This window comes from Neisseria sp. KEM232 (assembly GCF_002237445.1).
Lineage (GTDB): Bacteria > Pseudomonadota > Gammaproteobacteria > Burkholderiales > Neisseriaceae > Neisseria.
The window spans coordinates 1,423,151-1,440,655 of record NZ_CP022527.1; the positions used below are offsets into that span (position 1 = coordinate 1,423,151).

Below are 17,505 nucleotides of genomic sequence, written 5' to 3' on the forward strand. Positions count from 1 at the left end.
TTATTTCAATTCCAAAACTTTGGGCTGTTGTGCGGCGTGTGCGTGTTCGGCACCGGCATACACTTTCAGTTTTTTAATCATGGCGTAACCCAGAGGGCCTTTGGGCAGCATGCCTTTGACGGCTTTTTCCAAAGCGCGGCCGGGGAACTGTTCCTGCATTTCGCGGAAAGTGCGCTCGTAGATGCCGCCGGGGAAGCCGGAATGGCGGTAGTATTTTTTGCCTTCGAATTTGGCGCCGGTTACACGCAGTTTGTCGGCATTGATGACGATGATGTAGTCGCCTGTGTCGACGTGCGGAGTGTATTCGGGCTTGTGTTTGCCGCGCAGGCGGCTGGCAACTTCGGCTGCTAAGCGACCCAGAACTTTGTCTTCCGCGTCGATCACAAACCATTCGCGCTTCACCTCGTGCGGTTTGGCTGAAAAGGTTTTCATAAGGATTGATCCAAAGAGATATAGAAAGCCGCGGATTTTAGTGTCTTATCGGATGCCTGTCAATCTGAAGTGACGGGGAGTCGGGCGGATCGGGGTAAAGTGTGGGAAAAGGAAAAGCACCGCTTGAATCGGTGCTTTTTTGGGGATTCCCCGCAGGCGGCGTTTCGGCTCAATCCGCTTGAACCTTGTCAAACAAGGCGGCTGTCTCGGGCAGCTTCGGGTGCGTTTCCCGTAGGAACGCTCGCGCCTGCTGCATCTCCCGACAACCTGAAGCGAACTTATTGGTTCAAAGGAATGTATGCCTTGGCGCTCGCCGCAGGGAAAAGGGGGTGGAGGTTGGTTAGGGCACTTTCGCCAGTGCTTTGTCGCACACCTCTGTCATGTGGGCTATTCTACGCTCAAACTCGCCGATTGCCAAACCGTCTTTCATCGACATTTTAAGCAGGTCGTGGACGACGTTGAGGGCGGCGATGATGATGATTTTGTCGCTTTCGACGATGCGTCCGCCGCTTTCTACGGCTTCGATTTTTTTGTTGAGCATGTCGAGCGCCTGCAAGAGGGTATCTTTTTCGGAGGCGGGGGTGCCGATGCTGAATGTGCGCCCCATGACGGAGACGGGGATTTGTTCGATGCTGCTCATGGTTCTGCTCCCGGGTTGTGTGCGGCGGTTTCAGACGGCCTCTCCTGCGGCAGGCGGCCGGACAGGCGGCGCAGTTCGGAGGCGGTGTCGGCCAGGAGGGCGCGGTAGGTTTGGTTTTCGGCGCTCAGGGCGTCGATTTTGCTTTGCAGGTCTTCTTTCAGTTTGCCGACCTGCACCAACAGGGCTTCGCTCAATTCGTCGACGGCGGCCTGATGCTGGTCGTCTTTGCGTTTTTGTTCGGCTTTGAGGCGGACGTTTTCAAGCTGCTGTTTGCGGCTTTCGCTGAGCAGGGTTTCGAATTTCTGTGACAGCTGGTAGACGCGGGCTTCGAGTTTGTCCAATGGTTTGTTCATGTTCGGCTCCTGAGGCCGTCTGAAAGTTTCAGACGGCCTTTTTCGGTTTACTCGGGTTTGGTTTCGCGCAGCATCAGGCATTCGGCCGCGTCGTGTGCCGTGGTTTCGCCGCGCACGAGTCTGTGCAGGGCTTGGGTGACGGGCATGTCGATGTCGTGGCGGCGGGCGGCGCGCAGGACTTCGTCGATGGCGGGCACGCCTTCGGCGACGTGGCCGATTTCGGCGAGGACTTGGGGCAGGGGTTTGCCCGCGGCAAGGCCGAGTCCGACTTTGCGGTTGCGCGAGAGTGCGCCGGTGCAGGTCAGGATGAGGTCGCCCATGCCGGCCAGCCCCATCATGGTTTTCTGCTGCGCACCCATGGCGACGGCGAGGCGGGTAATTTCTGCCAAGCCGCGCGTGATGAGGGCGGCGCGGGCGTTGAGGCCGTATTCGAGGCCGTCTGAAAGGCCGGTGGCGATGGCCATGACGTTTTTCACTGCGCCGCCGACTGCCACGCCGACGGTGTCGGTGTTGGCGTAGAGGCGCAGGACGGTGGTGTTGAGTTCGCGGGCTAGGCTGCTTATCCAGGCTTCGTTTTCGGCGGCGAGGACGACGGCGCAGGGCAGCTGCTGCGCCAGTTCCTGCGCGAAACTGGGACCGGAGAGCAGGCCGGTTGTGTCGTTTTCGGGCAGCACTTCGCGCAGCACTTGGTGCGGGAGCAGGCCGGTATCGAGTTCGAAACCTTTGCAGGCGGCGAGAACGGGCAGGCTGCCGAATCCTGCCGTTTTGATTTGTTCCGCCGCGCCGCGCAGTCCGGCAACGGGGGTGACGATCAGTACAAGGCCGCTGCCGTTTAGGGCGGCGGCGGGGTCGGCGTGCACGGTCAGTGCGTCGGGGAAGGGGAAACCGGGGAAATAGCGTTTGTTTTCGCGTTCGGCCTGCATGGCGGCGGTTTGTTCGCGGCTGCGCGTCCACAGGGAAACGCGGTTGCCGTGCCGGGCGAAGTGTAAGGCCAGTGCGCTGCCCCACGCGCCTGCGCCGATAACGGTGATGTTCATGGCTGTTGTCCGTCGGCGGACGGTCTGTTGCAAACGGGCGGCATTATGGCATTTTGAGGGGGTTTTCTCAAATAAGGCGGCGCGGTGGGAGGCTGTTTGCGAAAAATCTTTTTTGGCGTCGGAAGGTCGTTTGAAAACGGAGCTTCGGCGAAGTTCAAACTATGTTTAAAGGGTTTTCAGACGGCCTTTGCTTGAAACGGTGAAACTGAGTGTGCCGCAGGGTGACGACCTGACTGCTGCTTTTCAGACGGCCTTTGTGCTGCCGGAAGCCGTTCCCGCCTGTGCGGGAATGCCGTTTCTGAAAACGGTTTGTTCGAGCACGTCGGCGAATGCAGCCAAATCGCGCCGCCATTGCATGGGATTGTTTTTGGAAAAATACAGTGAAAGATGCGGGGCGTTTTCGACGTGGCAGCCGTAGCTTTGTTTTATCGGCAGAACAGACAGCTCGCCCATGCCTTCGAATATCAGGCAGACGGCGGCGGGTTCGGCGGGATGGCGCAGCGTCCAAACGGCAGAAACGTCCAAACCGTTGCCCGCGGATTCGTCTATTCGCAGGTTGCGGGCGGCGAGTGTGCGGTATAAGTCGTCGAGGTGTCGCTGCATGGTGCGGCCTTTCTATAAAGATAAAGGCCGTCTGAAAAGCGGTTTTCTTTTTTCAGACGGCCTTGCGCTTGTGTCGGAGGCCGTCTGAAACCATGTCTCAAAAGCTTTCAGACGGCCTTTCCGCCTTATTCCACCGTTACCGATTTGGCCAGGTTGCGCGGTTTGTCCACGTCGGTGCCGCGTGCGAGGGCGGCGTGGTAGGCGAGAAGCTGCACGGGAATGGTGTGCACGATGGGCGAGAGTGTGCCTGCGTGGCGCGGGGTGCGGATAACGTGTACGCCGTCGGACTCGGTGAAACGGCTGTCGAGGTCGGCAAAGACAAACAGTTCGCCGCCGCGCGCGCCCACTTCCTGCATATTGGCTTTGACTTTGTCCAAAAGTGCGTCGTTGGGCGCGATGACGACCACGGGCATATTCTCGTCAACCAGCGCAAGCGGGCCGTGTTTGAGCTCGCCTGCGGGATAGGCTTCGGCGTGGATATAGGTGATTTCTTTGAGTTTCAACGCGCCTTCGAGGGCAATCGGGTAGTGGATGCCGCGACCCAAGAAAAGTGCGCTGTCTTTTTTGGCGAACTTTTGCGCCCAAGCGGCGATTTGCGGCTCGAGGTTGAGCGCGTGCTGGATGCTGCTGGGGAGCTGGCGCAATTCGTCGAGATAGCCGCGCGCCTGTGCGTCGGACACGAAGCCGCGCAGTTTGCCCAGGGTTACGGCCAGGCCGAACAAGACGACAAGCTGGGTGGTGAAGGCTTTGGTGGAGGCGACGCCGATTTCCGCGCCGGCGCGGGTGTACAGCACCAATTCGCTTTCGCGCGGCAGGGCGGATTCCATCACGTTGCACACCGACAGGCTGTGGCTTTGGCCGAGCGATTGGGCGTATTTCAGGGCTTCCATCGTGTCGAGGGTTTCGCCCGATTGCGAGATAGTTACGACAAGCTGCTCGGGGTCGGCAATCACGTCGCGGTAGCGGTATTCGCTGGCGATTTCGACATCGGTGGGGATTTTGGCGATAGATTCGAGCCAGTAGCGGGCGGTGAGCGCGGCGTAATAGGATGTGCCGCAGGCGAGGATTTTGATGCTGCGGATTTTGCCGAACACATCGCGTGCGGCCGCGCCGAAGTTTTCCGGCTCGAAGCCGCCGTCGATGAACACTTCGGCGGTGTCGGCGATGGCGCGGGGCTGCTCGTGGATTTCTTTTTGCATGAAATGGCTGTAGGGGCCAAGCTCCAGCGAGGCCAACGATAATTCGGACACTTTGACTTTGCGATCGGCCTCGTTGCCGGTTTTGTCAATCAGGCGGCGGATGCCGTCTGAACCGATTTGGGCGATGTCGCCGTCTTCGAGATAAACGATGCGTCGGGTAAACGCAATCACGGCCGATACATCGGAGGCGATAAAGGTTTCATCGTCGCCCAATGCCACCAAAAGCGGGCAGCCCATGCGGGCGACAACCATTTCAGACGGCCTATCCTGCGCCATCACGGCAATGGCGTATGCGCCGTGAAAACGCGCGGCGGCGGTTTGCACGGCGGCGAAAAGGTCGCCGCCGTTTTGCGTGTATTCGTGGTTGATGCTGTGGGCAATGACTTCGGTATCGGTTTGCGATTCAAAGGTGTAGCCCAAGCCTTGCAGGCGTTCGCGCTCGGCTTCGAAGTTTTCGATGATGCCGTTGTGCACCACGGCGATGTTGCCGCCGGAGATGTGGGGGTGGGCATTAGGCTCGGTTACGCCGCCGTGGGTTGCCCAGCGCGTGTGGCCGATGCCGGTGTGGCCGAACAGCCCTTTTTCACGCGCCGCGTCTTCCATCAGCTGCACGCGGCCGACGCGGCGCACGCGCTTGATTTTGCCTTCGGCGTAAACGGCGATGCCGGAGGAGTCGTAACCCCGGTATTCGAGGCGTTTGAGGCCGTCTGTTAAAAAATCGACGACATTATGATTGGCGCGCACTGCGCCGACGATACCGCACATAATCGTTCCTTAGTATCAGATTGGAGCGGCTGCTCCGTTGGTAAAACCCGCGCCGCTGACTTTCAGACGGCCGCGGGGCGAAAGGGGGAAACGGGTTTTTCACTTCGTTGAAGCTGCGCTTTCAGACGGCCTTTTGCTGCGTTGCACCCGCATCGGAGGCCGTCTGAAACCCTATTTGCGTTCTTTTTCGGGGCGCACCCAGCCTTCGATTATGGTTTGGCGGGCGCGTGCCAAAGCCAGTTTGCCTTCGGGGCAGTTTTGGGTAATCGCGCTGCCTGCGCCGGTGGTGGCGCGGCTGGCTACGGTTACGGGGGCGACGAGTACGGTGTTGGAGCCGATGCGGACTTCGTCGCCGATGACGGTGTGATGTTTGTTGACGCCGTCGTAGTTGGCGACAATCGTGCCTGCGCCGATGTTGGTTTTGCGGCCGACGGTGGCGTCGCCGATGTAGGCCAGGTGGTTGGCTTTGCTGCCTTCGCCGAGGGTGGCGTTTTTGACTTCGACGAAGTTGCCGATGTGTACGCCGTCTGAAAGGCGGGCGTTGGGGCGCAGGCGGGCGTAGGGGCCGATGTGGGCGGATGCGCCGATTTCGCAGTCTTCGAGGTGGGAGAAGGCGGCGATTTTTGTGCCTGCGCCGATTTTGGCGTTTTTGATGACGCAGTTTGCGCCGATTTCCACGCCGTCGGCGAGTTCGACTTCGCCTTCGAGTACGACGTTTACGTCTATCACGACATCTTGGCCGTGTTTCAGACGGCCCCGTAAGTCGAAGCGGGCGGGGTCGCGCAGGGTGAGGCCGGCTTTGAGCAATTCGGCGGCCTGCTCGGCTTGGAAGATGCGTTCGAGTTCGGCAAGCTGGACTTTGTTGTTGACGCCTGCAGCCAGATGGGAGGCGCGCACTTGTACGGGGTATACGGCGATGCCGTCTGCTACGGCCATGGCGATGAGGTCGGTGAGGTAATACTCGCCTTGGGCGTTGTTGCTGGAGAGGCGGTTGAGCCAGCCTGCCAGATATTTGTTGGGCAAGACGAGAATGCCGGTGTTGGTTTCTTTGATGATTTTTTGTGCGGGGTCGGCGTCTTTTTCTTCGACGATGGCGGTAACTTTGCCTGCTTCGTTGCGCACGATGCGGCCGTAGCCGGTGGGGTCGTCGGGCAGGTCGGTCAGGAGGGCGACTTCGTCGCCTGGGGCATCAACCAAAGCGGCCAGTGTGGCGGCATCGATGAGGGGTACGTCGCCTGCGAGTACGAGGGTGCGGCCGGTGTCGGCGAGGTGCGGCAGGGCGGTTTTGACGGCGTGGCCGGTGCCCAGCTGCTCGGTTTGTTCGACCCAGACGACATCGCGTTTGACGGTGTCGAGCACCTGATCTTTGCCGTGGCCGATAACGGCGCAAATGGTGCGGGGCTTGAGCGCGGCGGCGGTGTCGATGATGCGTTCGAGCATGGGGCGGCCGCCGATTCGGTGCAGCACTTTGGGCATTTTGGAATACATGCGCGTGCCTTTGCCGGCGGCGAGGATAACGATGTCGAGGTCGGGACGGTTCATGGTATCTCTTTGCAGACTGTGCGGATTAAGGGAGGCTGTTTCCGCCTTCGCGGGAAGGCTGTCTGAAACGGCGGGAAACGGGAAAAGGCCGTCTGAAAAAAGCGGTTTCAGACGGCCTTTGTGCCGCGCGGCGGCTTATTGCGGGCGGATTTTTTCCCAGTGCGTGCCGCGTACTTCCTGTTCCTGACCGCTGCGGGCGGGCAGGACGGCGTGTTGTTCGGGACGGTATTGGTTGTTGCGCATATTGCGCGAGTAGGTACCGTCCTGATAGGTGACGCCTGTTCCGGCGGGGTATTTCTGGCGCAGCGCGGTGCGGCCTTCGCTGTTTTGGTAGGTTTCCCAAGAGCAGGCGGACAGGGCGGCGAGGAGGGCGAGGGGGAGCAGGTAACGCATGGTTTTTCCTTTTTGAAAAACCGCATTCTAGCGGATTTGGCGGGGGAAAGACAGCCGCAAAAAGGCCGTCTGAAAGCGGGTGCGGCGGGCGGGACGTGCTTTCAGACGGCCTCTTGAGCTCTTGCGGAAACTCACTCTGCCGCGGGCGTTTCCGCAGCGGGTGCGGGCGGCTGGTCTGCCGTTTCGGCGGAGACGGCGGTTTCTGCGGCAGCGGCGGTTTGCGCCGGTGCGGCGGGAACGGGGAAGGGGACGGGCGTCGGCGCGGCGGACGCAGGCAGCGGCGGCAGATAGTTTTCGGGATTGACGGCCTTGCCCGCGGCGCGCACTTCGAAATGCAGTTTCACGCGTTCGGCATCACTGCTGCCCATCAGCGCCACGGTGTCGCCCGCGCGCACGGTTTGGCCTTTTTGTACCAAGAGTTTGTCGTTGTGGGCGTAGGCGGTGAGCACGCCGCCGCCGTGGCTGATGAGGACGAGGTTGCCGTAGCCGCGCACGCCGTTGCCCGCATAGAGCACCTTGCCCGCGGCGGCGGCTTTCACAGGGTCGCCCGCGCTGCCTGCGAAATCGACGCCTTTGTTCGCGCCGCCGAAACGTGCGAGGACGGGATTGGTGCTGGGCAGGCGCATGGAAAGTTTGTTGGTCTGCGGCACGGCGCGGCTTTTGCCTGCGGCGGTGTCGGACGTGCGCGGGGCGTTTTTGCCGACGCGCAGCATCTGGCCGACGGTGATTTTCGACGGATCGCTGAGTTTGTTCCATTTGGCCAGCGTGGCGGGCGGCTGGCCGACGCGGGCGGCGATGCGGTGCAGCGTATCGCCCGGGCGGACGCGGTAGTAGCCGTCGGAAGGGGATTGGGAGGCGCAGGCCGCGAGCAGGAGCAGCAGCGCGGCGGCGGAGAAGGTTTTGAGCGGGGTGTGAAGCAGTGTTTTCATGGCGCAAAGCATAGCAAAAGCCGCCGAGCCCGTGAACAGGGCATGCGGGCAGGCACGGAGCGAGTACGCCGCCGCGCCGCGCTGCCTGATGCCGTTTGCGCCGCGCTTTCAGACGGCCTACCGCGCCGCGTTTGCCGCCGCCCTGCTTTACTTTTTTTTACTACCCATCGTCGCGCTTCTGCGTTGAAATCGCCGCTTTTGTCTGTATGTTCCGCTCTCGCAACCACTCATTACAAAGGACAAACTATGCGGAACGCCGGTATCGGTTTTCTTGTTTTCATCGTGCTGGAAATTCTGTCGATCGCCCAAGTGGCGGGCAGAATCGGCGCGGCGCCCGCCATCTTGCTGATGGCGCTCAGCGCGATGGCGGGCGTGTTCATGCTGCGGCGCATGGGGCTGTCGGGCGTATTGCTGGCGGCGGCTGCCGTGCGCGGCGGCGGCAAAGTGTCGGTCTACCAGCTTTTGTGGCCGGTGCGCTATGCCGTAGCCGGGATGCTGCTCATCAGCCCGGGTTTTGTGTCCACCGTGCTGGCCATGCTGCTGATGCTGCCCTTCAAAGGCGGCGCGCCCGTCGAGCAGGCGCAGGGTGCGGCGCCGTTCGGCGGCTTCGGCCAAACGCGGCGCGGCGGTGCGGACGACGACATTATCGAAGGCGATTTCCACACGGTGGACGGCAGGCCGTCTGAAAACGGTGCAAACCGCCGCATCGAAGACCACAGCCGTTAAAACACACGTCAAACCCGCAGAGGCCGTCTGAAAACGCAATGCCGCCGCGAGCAGCGACAATTTTCAGACGGCCTGCTTTAATTTTCAGACGGCCGCCCATACCTACCGCGCCGTTCCAAACTACCCGCAAAAACACAACCATGAGCAACCGCGATTTTTACGAAACACTCGGCGTCGCCCGCAGCGCCACCGACGACGAAATCAAAAAAGCCTACCGCAAGCTGGCGATGAAATACCATCCCGACCGCAACCCCGGCGACAAAGCGGCCGAAGAAAAATTCAAAGAAGTGCAAAAAGCCTACGACACCTTGTCCGACAAAGAAAAACGCGCCATGTACGACCAATACGGCCACGCCGCTTTCGAGCAGGGCGCGGGCGGCTTCGGCGGCGCACAGGGCTTCGATTTCAGCGACATTTTCAGCCAGATGTTCGGCGGCGGAGGCGGAGCCTCGCGCCAGCAGAGCTACCAGGGTGCGGATTTGCAGTACGACGTACAAATCAGCCTCGAAGAAGCGGCGCAGGGCGTGAAAAAACGCTTCACCATACCGACCTACGAAGACTGCGACGTCTGCCACGGCAGCGGCGCCAAACCCGGCACGTCGGCCACCACCTGCTCCACCTGCCGCGGCACGGGCACCGTCCACATCCGTCAGGCCATCTTCCAAATGCAGCAAACCTGCCCCGCCTGCCACGGCAGCGGCAAAGAAATCAAAGACCCCTGCGTCAAATGCCGCGGCGAAGGCCGTGTGAAAGCGAGCAAAACCGTCGAAGTCAACATCCCCGCCGGTATCGACGACGGCCAGCGCATCCGCCTCTCCGGCGAAGGCGAACCCGGCCGCAACGGCGCACCCGCAGGCGATCTCTACGTTGCCGTCCATGTGAAACAGCACAAAATCTTCGAGCGCGACGGCGTCGACCTGCATTGCGAACTGCCCGTCAGCTTCACCGTTGCCGCACTCGGCGGCGAAGTGGAAGTGCCCACCCTTGAAGGCAAAGTCAAACTCACCATCCCCAAAGAAACGCAAACCGGCCGCCGTATGCGCGTCAAAGGCAAAGGCATCAAATCCCTGCGTTCGGGCGCTGTCGGCGACCTCTACTGCCACGTTGTCGTCGAAACCCCGGTCAATCTCACCGACCGCCAAAAAGAGCTGCTGGAAGAATTTGAAAAAATCTCCACCGGCCTCGACCGCAGCCAGACCCCGCGCAAAAAATCGTTTTGGGACAAGGTGGAAGACAAAGTGAACGACTTGTTCAACTAATCTTGCTGCCGCAGCAACCGAAAAGGCCGTCTGAAACATTCAGACGGCCTTTCCGCATCCGTTGCCTCTGTTTGAATTTTGTTGGGGCTGCGCTTTCAGACGGCCTCCGCCGCAGGCGCGCCAAGCCGTTCCGCTATATAATCGCCGCCGTTTTGTCCGACAAACCACCTCATGCGCCGCACCGTTTTCATCGCCGACCTCCACCTATCCGACGACACGCCCGACCTCAACCGCCTGTTCGCGCAGGCGCTGCGCGGCTGGGAAAACGATACCGACGCGCTCTATATATTGGGCGACCTGTTTGAAGCCTGGCTGGGCGACGATATGCCGGACAAGGCGGCGCAGGACGCGGCGGCGGCGCTGAAAGCCTTTTCCGCCCATACGCCCGTTTATTTCATCTGCGGCAACCGCGATTTCCTGCTCGGCAAAAAATACGCCGCCTCCGCAGGCATGACTCTGCTGCCCGAGACGGAAGAATTGGTGCTTTACGGCAAAACCTGCCTGATTTCCCACGGCGACGAAATGTGTACCGACGACACGTCCTACCAACGTTTCCGCCGCATCATGCGTAATCAAGCCGTGCAGAAAATTCTTCTGTCCCTGCCGCAGAAATGGCGCAGGAAAATCGCTGCCGATATGCGTGCCGCCAGCAAAAAGCGCAAACGAGAAATCGGCATGGGCAGCATCTCAGACGTGACGCAAAAAGGCGTCTGCCAAGCCCTGTCGCGGCATCCGCAGGCCGAAATCCTGATCCACGGCCACACCCACCGCCCCGCCGTCCACCGCCACACCTGCGGCGGCCGCACCGTTACGCGCTACGTTTTGCCCGACTGGCACGACGGGCGCGGCGGTTTTTTGTCCGTATCGGAGAAGGGGTGCGAAATCCTGCCGCTGGTTTTGCATGAGGCCGTCTGAAAAATGTGTACCGAGGGAGCGGAAGGGGATGATTGGATAAAAAACCACATTTTCATCGGTTTGCCCGACGCAAACGGCGCGCGGAAAAAATGTGTGCTTGCTGCGGATTGCGGGTTTGTGGTATAAACCGCGTTTTACTTTTTCAGAAGTTTGGAGTTAAACCATGGCACGAGTTTGTAAAGTGACCGGAAAACGCCCGATGAGTGGCAACAACGTGTCGCACGCCAATAATAAGACCAAACGCCGTTTTTTGCCTAACTTGCAAACACGCCGTTTTTGGGTTGAGAGTGAAAACCGCTGGGTGCGCCTGCGCGTATCCAATGCAGCATTGCGCACCATCGACAAGCTCGGCATCGATGCCGTTCTGGCCGATCTGCGCGCGCGCGGCGAAGCTTGATTTTGAAGATTTTCGATTAAGGAATTACTGCTATGCGCGATAAAATCAAACTGGAATCAAGTGCCGGCACCGGTCACTTCTACACCACAACCAAAAACAAACGTACCATGCCCGGCAAACTGGAAATCAAAAAATTTGATCCCGTTGCCCGCAAACACGTTATGTACAAAGAAACCAAGCTGAAATAATCCGGTTTCGCCAAAACCGCATAAAGCCGATGGCTTTATGCGGTTTTTTACGGTTTTCAGGCGGCCGCTGCCTGCCGAATCCCACATTCGGACGGCTTCATGTTGTTGCCGCCAATATTGTTATGTTAATATTTGCAAAATGTTGACAATTCAGGCCGTCTGCAAACAAGTTCTGCCGCACTGCCGAAGCGGTGGCAGGAATTGCTGTTTTTTCAGACGGCCGTCTGAGAAGGAGAAAACCATGAATGCTGTTGTGATTGCCGTAATTGTGATGCTCGCGCTGTCGCTTTTGCGCGTACACGTTGTGTTGAGCCTCACCATCGGTGCGTTTGTCGGCGGCCTGCTGGCCGGTATGCCGCTTTCCGACGTGGCGGCAGACGGCAAAGTGGTGCACGAAGGCATCATCACCGTGTTCCAAACCGGTTTGGCCGGCGGCGCGAAAATCGCGCTTTCATACGCCATGCTCGGCGCGTTTGCGATGGCGATTACCCACTCCGGCCTGCCGCAGCAGCTGGCGGGCGCGGTGGTACGCAAACTCAACCGCAGCGGCTCGCAAACGGGTACGGGCGCGGTGAAATGGACGCTGTTGCTGCTGATTTTGGCGATGGGTGTGATGAGCCAAAACGTCGTGCCCATCCACATCGCTTTTATTCCGATGATTATCCCGCCGCTTTTGCTGGTGTTTAACCGTTTGCAGGTCGACCGCCGCCTGATTGCCTGTGTGATTACGTTCGGCTTGGTAACAACCTATATGTTTCTGCCCTATGGTTTCGGCGCGATTTTCTTAAACGAAATCCTGCTGGGCAACATCGAAAAAGCAGGGCTGAATGTCAAACATATCAACGTGATGCAGGCGATGGCCATCCCCGCGCTGGGCATGGTGGCCGGGCTGTTGCTCGCCTTTGTCCGTTTCCGCAAACCGCGCGTGTACCAAAGCAGCGAAATCGATTTGGCCGACAACCAAAGCGCCGCCGACACGCCCGTGCCCTCGTCTTACCGCAGTCTTGTTGCCGCCGTGGCGATTGCCGTGTGCTTTGCCATCCAGTTGGTTTATAAAGACGCGCTCCTGCTCGGCGCGATGGTGGGCTTTGCCGTATTCATGACGCTGGGCGTGGTAAAACGCCACGATGCCAACGATGTGTTTGGCGAAGGCATCAAAATGATGGCGATGGTGGGGTTTATCATGATTGCCGCACAGGGCTTCGCCGCCGTGATGCAGGCCACCGGCCACATTCAGCCGCTGGTTGACGGCAGTATGCAGATGTTCGGCGGCAGCAAAGGCATGGCCGCGCTGGCGATGCTCTTGGTCGGCCTGCTGGTTACAATGGGCATCGGTTCGTCGTTTTCCACCCTGCCGATTATCACCGCGATTTATGTGCCGCTGTGCATCAGCCTCGGCTTCTCACCGCTGGCAACCGTAGCGATTGTCGGCACCGCAGGCGCGCTGGGCGATGCCGGTTCGCCCGCCTCCGACTCGACGCTCGGCCCCACCATGGGCTTGAACGCCGACGGCCAGCACGACCACATCCGTGACTCGGTTATCCCCACTTTTATCCACTACAACATCCCGCTGACCGTCGCCGGCTGGATTGCCGCCATGGTGCTGTAAATGAACGAAAACGACTTGGAACACCGCATCACCGAGCTGGAAATTCAGACGGCCTTGCAGGACGATTTGATTACCCGCTTAAGCGACACCATCGCCCAAATGCGCCAAACGCTCGATTTGCAACAGGCGCAACTGCAACTGCTCTACAGCCGCCTGCAAGACAAAAACGGCAGCAGCGAAGCCGAGTCCTACAGCCTGCGCGACGAAATCCCGCCGCATTATTAGGTTTGCTGCGCCGATAGGCAGAGGCCGTCTGAAAGCGGCAGCAGGGCGCACAGCAAACGCAACATTCTGTTTTGCCTCAACGCCTTTTTCAGACGGCCTGCTTGCCGAAAACACATGCTTCGGCTACAATCCGCCGCTTTCCCGCAAGGGACGACATGAAGCATAGGCACAACCCCTATGCCCGCCAACCAAAAAGGACATTTCAAATGAAACAAGGCATTCACCCCAATTACCACGAAGTAAACATTACCTGCTCCTGCGGTAACAAATTCGTGACCAAGTCGACCATGGAAAAAGAAAACTTCAACATCGAGGTTTGCTCCAACTGCCACCCCTTCTACACCGGCACCCAGAAAATCGTCGACACCACCGGCCGTGTGGACAAATTCAACAGCAAATTCGGCAACCTGTTCAAACGCAGCTAAACCGCCGAAACCTGAAAAAGACTGCTTATCGGCAGTCTTTTTTGTTTCAGACGGCCTGCCACTATATCAATCATTACCGCTTTTTCAGACGGCCTCAATATGAACCGCTTCAACCTCATCATCATCGGCGACGAAATTCTGCACGGCAGCCGCCAAGACAAACATTTCCCCTTTTTCAAAAATCTGCTCGAAACGCGCGGCCTTAAGCTCAATCAGGTGCAATACCTGCCCGACGAACGCGTCCTGCTGGTAAGGCAGCTCTCCCGCAGCTTTTCAGACGGCCTGCCCGCCTTTGTCACCGGCGGCATCGGTTCGACGCCCGACGACCACACCCGCCAGGCTGCCGCCGAAGCCCTCGGCCTGCTGCTGGTGTGCCATCCCGAAGCCGCCGCATTGATTGCAGGCGTGACCGCCAAACGCGGCGAAAGCCTCGATTCGCCCGAACACCGCCAACGTCTGAAAATGGCCGACTTCCCGCAGGGCGCGGACATCATCCCCAACAGTTTCAACAATATCGCCGGATTTTCCATCCGCGAACATTATTTCCTGCCCGGTTTCCCCGTGATGGCGCACCCGATGGCCGAATGGGTGCTGGAAAACCGCTACGCCGACCGTTTCCACCGCCTCCGCAGCGACGGGCGCGGTATTTGGATATTCGGCCTGCCCGAATCGCGCATCACGCCGCTGATGGAGCGCATCGAACGCGATTACGCGGGCATTCGTACATACAGCCTGCCCAGCGTCGGCCGCACCGAAGCCGACGGCAGCCGCATTGCGCCACATATCGAGTTCGGCCTCAAAGCCGAAGGTGAGGCCTGCGGGCTGATTGACCGGGCTTGGGAAGAGGTGTTGCGGGAATTGGACGCGTTGGGCGGCGAAATGCGTGAAATCACTCAGGCATAAAGCTGCTGCAAAGGCTGATGCCGCCTGAGGCCGTCTGAAAAAGACGCGGCGTAGCGGGCGGCATATATTAAAGAAGAGGCCGTCTGAAATTTTTCAGACGGCCTCTCTGTTGGGTCGGTACTCAGTGATGGTGGCCGTGCGGGCCGTGGACGTGGCCGTGCTCGGTTTCTTCTTTTGTGGCTTCGCGGATGCTGTCCACTTTCGCTTTGAAGCGGATTTTCATGCCGGCCAGCGGATGGTTGCCGTCCACCACTACTTTGCCCTCGGCCACGTCGGTCACGCGGAAGATAACCACGTCGCCGTCGGGCATGTCGGCTTCAAACATCATGCCGGGCTTTACTTCGGCGGGGAAGGCGTCGGCCGGTTCGATGCGGATCAGCTCGGGATCCTGCTCGCCGAACGCGTCGTCGGGCTGGAGCACAACGTCTACCTCGTCGCCGATGTTTTTCTCGTGCAGGGCTTCTTCCACCAGCGGGAAAATGCCGTCGTAGCCGCCGTGCAGATAAACGATAGGCTGCTGCGTTTCGTCGATGAGCTGGTCGTTGGCGTCGAACATTTGGTAATGCAGGCCGACAACGGTGTCTTTTTTAATCATGGCTGTCTTTCGGAACAGGTTGTAAAGGCGTGCATTGTATCATCAAGCCGCAGGCGCAGACGGTTTATTTCGGCGCGCTTTTGCGGTATGCCCCGATGTGTTCCGAGGGCGGAAGTGCGGATATTGTTGCGTTTTTGCTACCGGAAAACGCAAAGACGGGGCGGAGGAGGGCGGCGGACGGGATAGGAAGCGGTATGGGAAACCAAACAGACTGTTTATAAACGGTTTTATGGAAACGAAACGGAAAATGCCGTTTCGCCTGTACGGCCGCCGCGATACTCTGCCGCGCCGACGGAAAACGGCAGATACTATCCCGCCTGCATGGCGCCGAATGTGACGCAAATCAAAGTATGATTGATTTTGCACGGTCTGATAGGCATAATGGCGACCGTTCAGCATAAATCCGCAAAAGCCCGCAACGGCAGCGCTGTTGCAGGGCGTTATTATTTGCTGATGTTTTTGGTTAATTTATCTTTTGCAATAGGTGTTTTAAAAATGAAAAAATCTCTTTTGGCCGCTACCCTGATGTCCCTGTTCTTGGCCGCCTGCGGCGATAACGCTGCAAACAACGCCGCTTCTGCCGTTAACGCTGCCGCTTCTGCTGCTTCCGAAGCCGCCGCTTCTGCCGCTTCCATGGCTGAAACTGCTGCTGCTTCCGCTACTGAAGCCGCTGCATCTGCTACCGAAGCTGCCGCTTCCGCAACCGAAGCTGCCGCATCTGCTGTTGAAGCTGCCGCTTCCGAAGCTGCTGCCAGCAAATAATCGGGATTTCCCCTTTGCGACAGAGCGCTTCGGCGCTCTTTTTTGCATGGCACAAAGGCCGTCTGAAACGTTCAGACGGCCTTTGTGCCTTTGTTCTGAAAACAGCGGCACGAATCGGAACGGCGTGCGGTAGGCGTGCCATTGCGTCCCGCTATATAATCCGCCGCTTTGCCCGACAGCCTTGGAAACGATTATGCCCGCCGACCTCAGCGAACTGGCCGCCCTCTTGCACGAAGACGAAATCCTGCGCGACGCCGACGCCCTGCTCACCGACCAGCGCCGCCGCTACACGGGGAAAGCCGCATTGGTACTGCGGCCGCGAAACACAGAATCCGTACAGAACATCATGCGCTACTGTTTTGCAAGCCGCATTCCCGTCACCCCGCAGGGCGGCAACACCGGCCTGTGCGGCGCGGCCGTGCCGCAGGGCGGCGTTCTGCTCAACTTAGGCCGTCTGAACCGCATCCGCAGCATCAGCGCCGCCGACAACGCCGTCACCGTCGAAGCGGGCTGCATCCTACAAAACGTCCAACAGGCCTCCGCCGCTGCGGGGCGGCTGTTTCCCCTCAGCCTCGCCAGCGAAGGCTCGTGCCAGATCGGCGGCAACATCGCCTGCAACGCCGGCGGCCTCAACGTCTTGCGCTACGGTACCATGCGCGACCTCGTCCTCGGCATCGAAGCCGTCCTGCCCGACGGCGGACTCGTCTCCCAACTCGTCCCTCTGCACAAAAACACCACCGGCTACGACCTGCGCCAGCTCCTTATCGGCAGCGAAGGCACGCTTGCCGTCATCACCGCTGCCACCCTCAAACTCTTCCCCCTGCCGCAAACTTACGAAACCGCCTGGGTCGGCGCCGACAGCATCGATCGTGCCGTCGGACTCCTCGCCCTCGTGCAACAACGCTTCGGCGAGCGGCTCACCAGTTTCGAACTCGTCGGCAGCCGCGCCCTCGAACTCTCCGCAGCCTACAGCCGCAGCGCCGCCCCCGTTTCCGCCCCCTGGCACGTCCTGCTCGAACTGGCCGACGCCGAACCGCGCGACGACCTCGGCGGCCTGCTTGCCGAATACCTGCTGCAACACGGCTTTGACAACAGCATCCTTGCCCAATCCGCAAGCGAAAGGCAAACCCTGTGGACGCTGCGCGAAAACATCTCCGCCGCCCAACGCAGCCTCGGCGTCAGCATCAAACACGACATCGCCCTGCCCATAGAGCGCGTTTCCGAATTTGTCGGCAGCTGCGGTGCCGCGCTGCGCCAAACGTTCGCGGGCATCGACATCGTTCTCTTCGGCCACCTCGGCGACGGCAGCCTGCACTACAACACCTTCCTGCCCGCCGCGACAAACAACGATGCCTATGCCTATGAAGACGCCGTCAACACCGTCGTTTACGAACACGTCATCGCCTGCGGCGGCACGATAGCCGCCGAACACGGCGTCGGCATCGTCAAACGCCACTGGCTGCCCCGCGTGCGCAGCGCGGCCGAACTGCGGCTGATGGGCGCCGTCAAAGCCGCCTTCGACCCGCACAACATCATGAACCCCGGCAAACTGCTGCCCGATTGAACCCCGGAGGCCGTCTGAAAACCGCTTTTCAGACGGCCTGCTAT

22 protein-coding genes and 1 other RNA gene are annotated in these 17,505 nt (G+C 59.6%); 12 read left to right on the forward strand and 11 right to left on the reverse strand.

Annotated features, from left to right (window positions below; all coding sequences use genetic code 11):
• The 10 genes from rplM to CGZ77_RS07070 all read right to left on the reverse strand — a co-directional run bounded on the left by rplM (position 1) and on the right by CGZ77_RS07070 (position 7,893).
• Entirely contained in the window at positions 1-432 is a 432-nt protein-coding gene (gene rplM, locus CGZ77_RS07025; protein WP_009426225.1) for a 50S ribosomal protein L13, read from the reverse strand.
• Between the two features lie 143 nt (positions 433-575).
• Positions 576-757, reverse strand: a non-coding RNA gene (gene ssrS / locus CGZ77_RS07030) — 6S RNA.
• 15 nt (positions 758-772) lie between these two features.
• Positions 773-1,072, reverse strand: a complete 300-nt coding sequence (locus CGZ77_RS07035) for a cell division protein ZapA (protein WP_009426224.1) — start codon at positions 1,070-1,072, stop codon at positions 773-775.
• Positions 1,069-1,425 (reverse strand): hypothetical protein, encoded by a 357-nt coding sequence (locus tag CGZ77_RS07040; protein WP_009426223.1) that lies wholly within the window; start codon positions 1,423-1,425, stop codon positions 1,069-1,071. Before CGZ77_RS07040 ends, CGZ77_RS07035 begins: the two co-directional genes overlap by 4 nt.
• Before the next feature lie 47 nt (positions 1,426-1,472).
• Complete coding sequence (locus CGZ77_RS07045; protein ID WP_009426222.1) at positions 1,473-2,462, reverse strand: NAD(P)H-dependent glycerol-3-phosphate dehydrogenase; 990 nt, start codon at positions 2,460-2,462, stop codon at positions 1,473-1,475.
• Between the two features lie 243 nt (positions 2,463-2,705).
• The gene (locus tag CGZ77_RS07050; protein ID WP_009426221.1) at positions 2,706-3,065 is read right to left on the reverse strand and encodes a hypothetical protein; all 360 of its coding nucleotides are present in this window, start codon (positions 3,063-3,065) and stop codon (positions 2,706-2,708) included.
• A 125-nt stretch (positions 3,066-3,190) separates the two neighbouring features.
• On the reverse strand, positions 3,191-5,029 hold the full coding sequence (gene glmS, locus CGZ77_RS07055) for a glutamine--fructose-6-phosphate transaminase (isomerizing) (protein ID WP_009426220.1): 1,839 nt from the start codon (positions 5,027-5,029) through the stop codon (positions 3,191-3,193).
• Between the two features lie 171 nt (positions 5,030-5,200).
• Positions 5,201-6,571 carry a bifunctional UDP-N-acetylglucosamine diphosphorylase/glucosamine-1-phosphate N-acetyltransferase GlmU gene (gene glmU, locus CGZ77_RS07060; RefSeq protein WP_094031069.1) on the reverse strand — a complete coding sequence of 457 codons (1,371 nt, stop codon included), beginning with the start codon at positions 6,569-6,571 and terminating at the stop codon, positions 5,201-5,203.
• Between the two features lie 135 nt (positions 6,572-6,706).
• On the reverse strand, positions 6,707-6,964 hold the full coding sequence (locus CGZ77_RS07065; protein ID WP_036496143.1) for a hypothetical protein: 258 nt from the start codon (positions 6,962-6,964) through the stop codon (positions 6,707-6,709).
• A 131-nt stretch (positions 6,965-7,095) separates the two neighbouring features.
• On the reverse strand, positions 7,096-7,893 hold the full coding sequence (locus tag CGZ77_RS07070; RefSeq protein WP_094031070.1) for a peptidoglycan DD-metalloendopeptidase family protein: 798 nt from the start codon (positions 7,891-7,893) through the stop codon (positions 7,096-7,098).
• Between CGZ77_RS07070 and CGZ77_RS07075 the strand changes: the two genes are divergently transcribed.
• The 10 genes from CGZ77_RS07075 to CGZ77_RS07120 all read left to right on the forward strand — a co-directional run bounded on the left by CGZ77_RS07075 (position 7,892) and on the right by CGZ77_RS07120 (position 14,540).
• Positions 7,892-8,080: a hypothetical protein gene (locus CGZ77_RS07075; protein ID WP_009426216.1), complete on the forward strand. Its 189-nt coding sequence runs from the start codon at positions 7,892-7,894 to the stop codon at positions 8,078-8,080. The genes CGZ77_RS07070 and CGZ77_RS07075 overlap by 2 nt on opposite strands.
• 59 nt (positions 8,081-8,139) lie before the next feature.
• The gene (locus tag CGZ77_RS07080; protein ID WP_009426215.1) at positions 8,140-8,619 is read left to right on the forward strand and encodes an FxsA family protein; all 480 of its coding nucleotides are present in this window, start codon (positions 8,140-8,142) and stop codon (positions 8,617-8,619) included.
• A gap of 140 nt (positions 8,620-8,759) precedes the next feature.
• Positions 8,760-9,878 carry a molecular chaperone DnaJ gene (gene dnaJ, locus CGZ77_RS07085; RefSeq protein WP_036496142.1) on the forward strand — a complete coding sequence of 373 codons (1,119 nt, stop codon included), beginning with the start codon at positions 8,760-8,762 and terminating at the stop codon, positions 9,876-9,878.
• 171 nt (positions 9,879-10,049) lie between these two features.
• A complete protein-coding gene (locus tag CGZ77_RS07090) occupies positions 10,050-10,793 on the forward strand; it encodes a UDP-2,3-diacylglucosamine diphosphatase (RefSeq protein ID WP_009426213.1) in 744 nt (247 codons plus the stop codon).
• Positions 10,794-10,956: 163 nt separating this feature from the next.
• Positions 10,957-11,190 (forward strand): 50S ribosomal protein L28, encoded by a 234-nt coding sequence (gene rpmB, locus CGZ77_RS07095; RefSeq protein WP_036496141.1) that lies wholly within the window; start codon positions 10,957-10,959, stop codon positions 11,188-11,190.
• Positions 11,191-11,222: 32 nt separating this feature from the next.
• Positions 11,223-11,378, forward strand: a complete 156-nt coding sequence (gene rpmG / locus CGZ77_RS07100; RefSeq protein ID WP_009117634.1) for a 50S ribosomal protein L33 — start codon at positions 11,223-11,225, stop codon at positions 11,376-11,378.
• 241 nt (positions 11,379-11,619) lie between these two features.
• Positions 11,620-12,987, forward strand: coding sequence for a Na+/H+ antiporter family protein (locus CGZ77_RS07105; RefSeq protein WP_009426210.1), 1,368 nt, complete (start codon positions 11,620-11,622; stop codon positions 12,985-12,987).
• Positions 12,988-13,212 (forward strand): SlyX family protein, encoded by a 225-nt coding sequence (locus CGZ77_RS07110; protein WP_009426209.1) that lies wholly within the window; start codon positions 12,988-12,990, stop codon positions 13,210-13,212.
• Between the two features lie 206 nt (positions 13,213-13,418).
• Positions 13,419-13,637, forward strand: coding sequence for a 50S ribosomal protein L31 (gene rpmE / locus CGZ77_RS07115; RefSeq protein WP_036496140.1), 219 nt, complete (start codon positions 13,419-13,421; stop codon positions 13,635-13,637).
• A 99-nt stretch (positions 13,638-13,736) separates the two neighbouring features.
• Positions 13,737-14,540: a molybdopterin-binding protein gene (locus CGZ77_RS07120; RefSeq protein ID WP_009426206.1), complete on the forward strand. Its 804-nt coding sequence runs from the start codon at positions 13,737-13,739 to the stop codon at positions 14,538-14,540.
• Positions 14,541-14,661: 121 nt separating this feature from the next.
• Here the strand turns inward: CGZ77_RS07120 and CGZ77_RS07125 are convergent, their stop codons facing one another.
• On the reverse strand, positions 14,662-15,135 hold the full coding sequence (locus tag CGZ77_RS07125; protein WP_009426205.1) for a peptidylprolyl isomerase: 474 nt from the start codon (positions 15,133-15,135) through the stop codon (positions 14,662-14,664).
• Between the two features lie 495 nt (positions 15,136-15,630).
• Between CGZ77_RS07125 and CGZ77_RS07130 the strand changes: the two genes are divergently transcribed.
• Together CGZ77_RS07130 and CGZ77_RS07135 are read left to right on the forward strand one after the other, a co-directional pair.
• Positions 15,631-15,897 (forward strand): hypothetical protein, encoded by a 267-nt coding sequence (locus CGZ77_RS07130; RefSeq protein ID WP_036496153.1) that lies wholly within the window; start codon positions 15,631-15,633, stop codon positions 15,895-15,897.
• A gap of 193 nt (positions 15,898-16,090) precedes the next feature.
• Positions 16,091-17,461 carry an FAD-binding oxidoreductase gene (locus tag CGZ77_RS07135; RefSeq protein WP_094031071.1) on the forward strand — a complete coding sequence of 457 codons (1,371 nt, stop codon included), beginning with the start codon at positions 16,091-16,093 and terminating at the stop codon, positions 17,459-17,461.
• Positions 17,462-17,505: the final 44 nt, after the last annotated feature.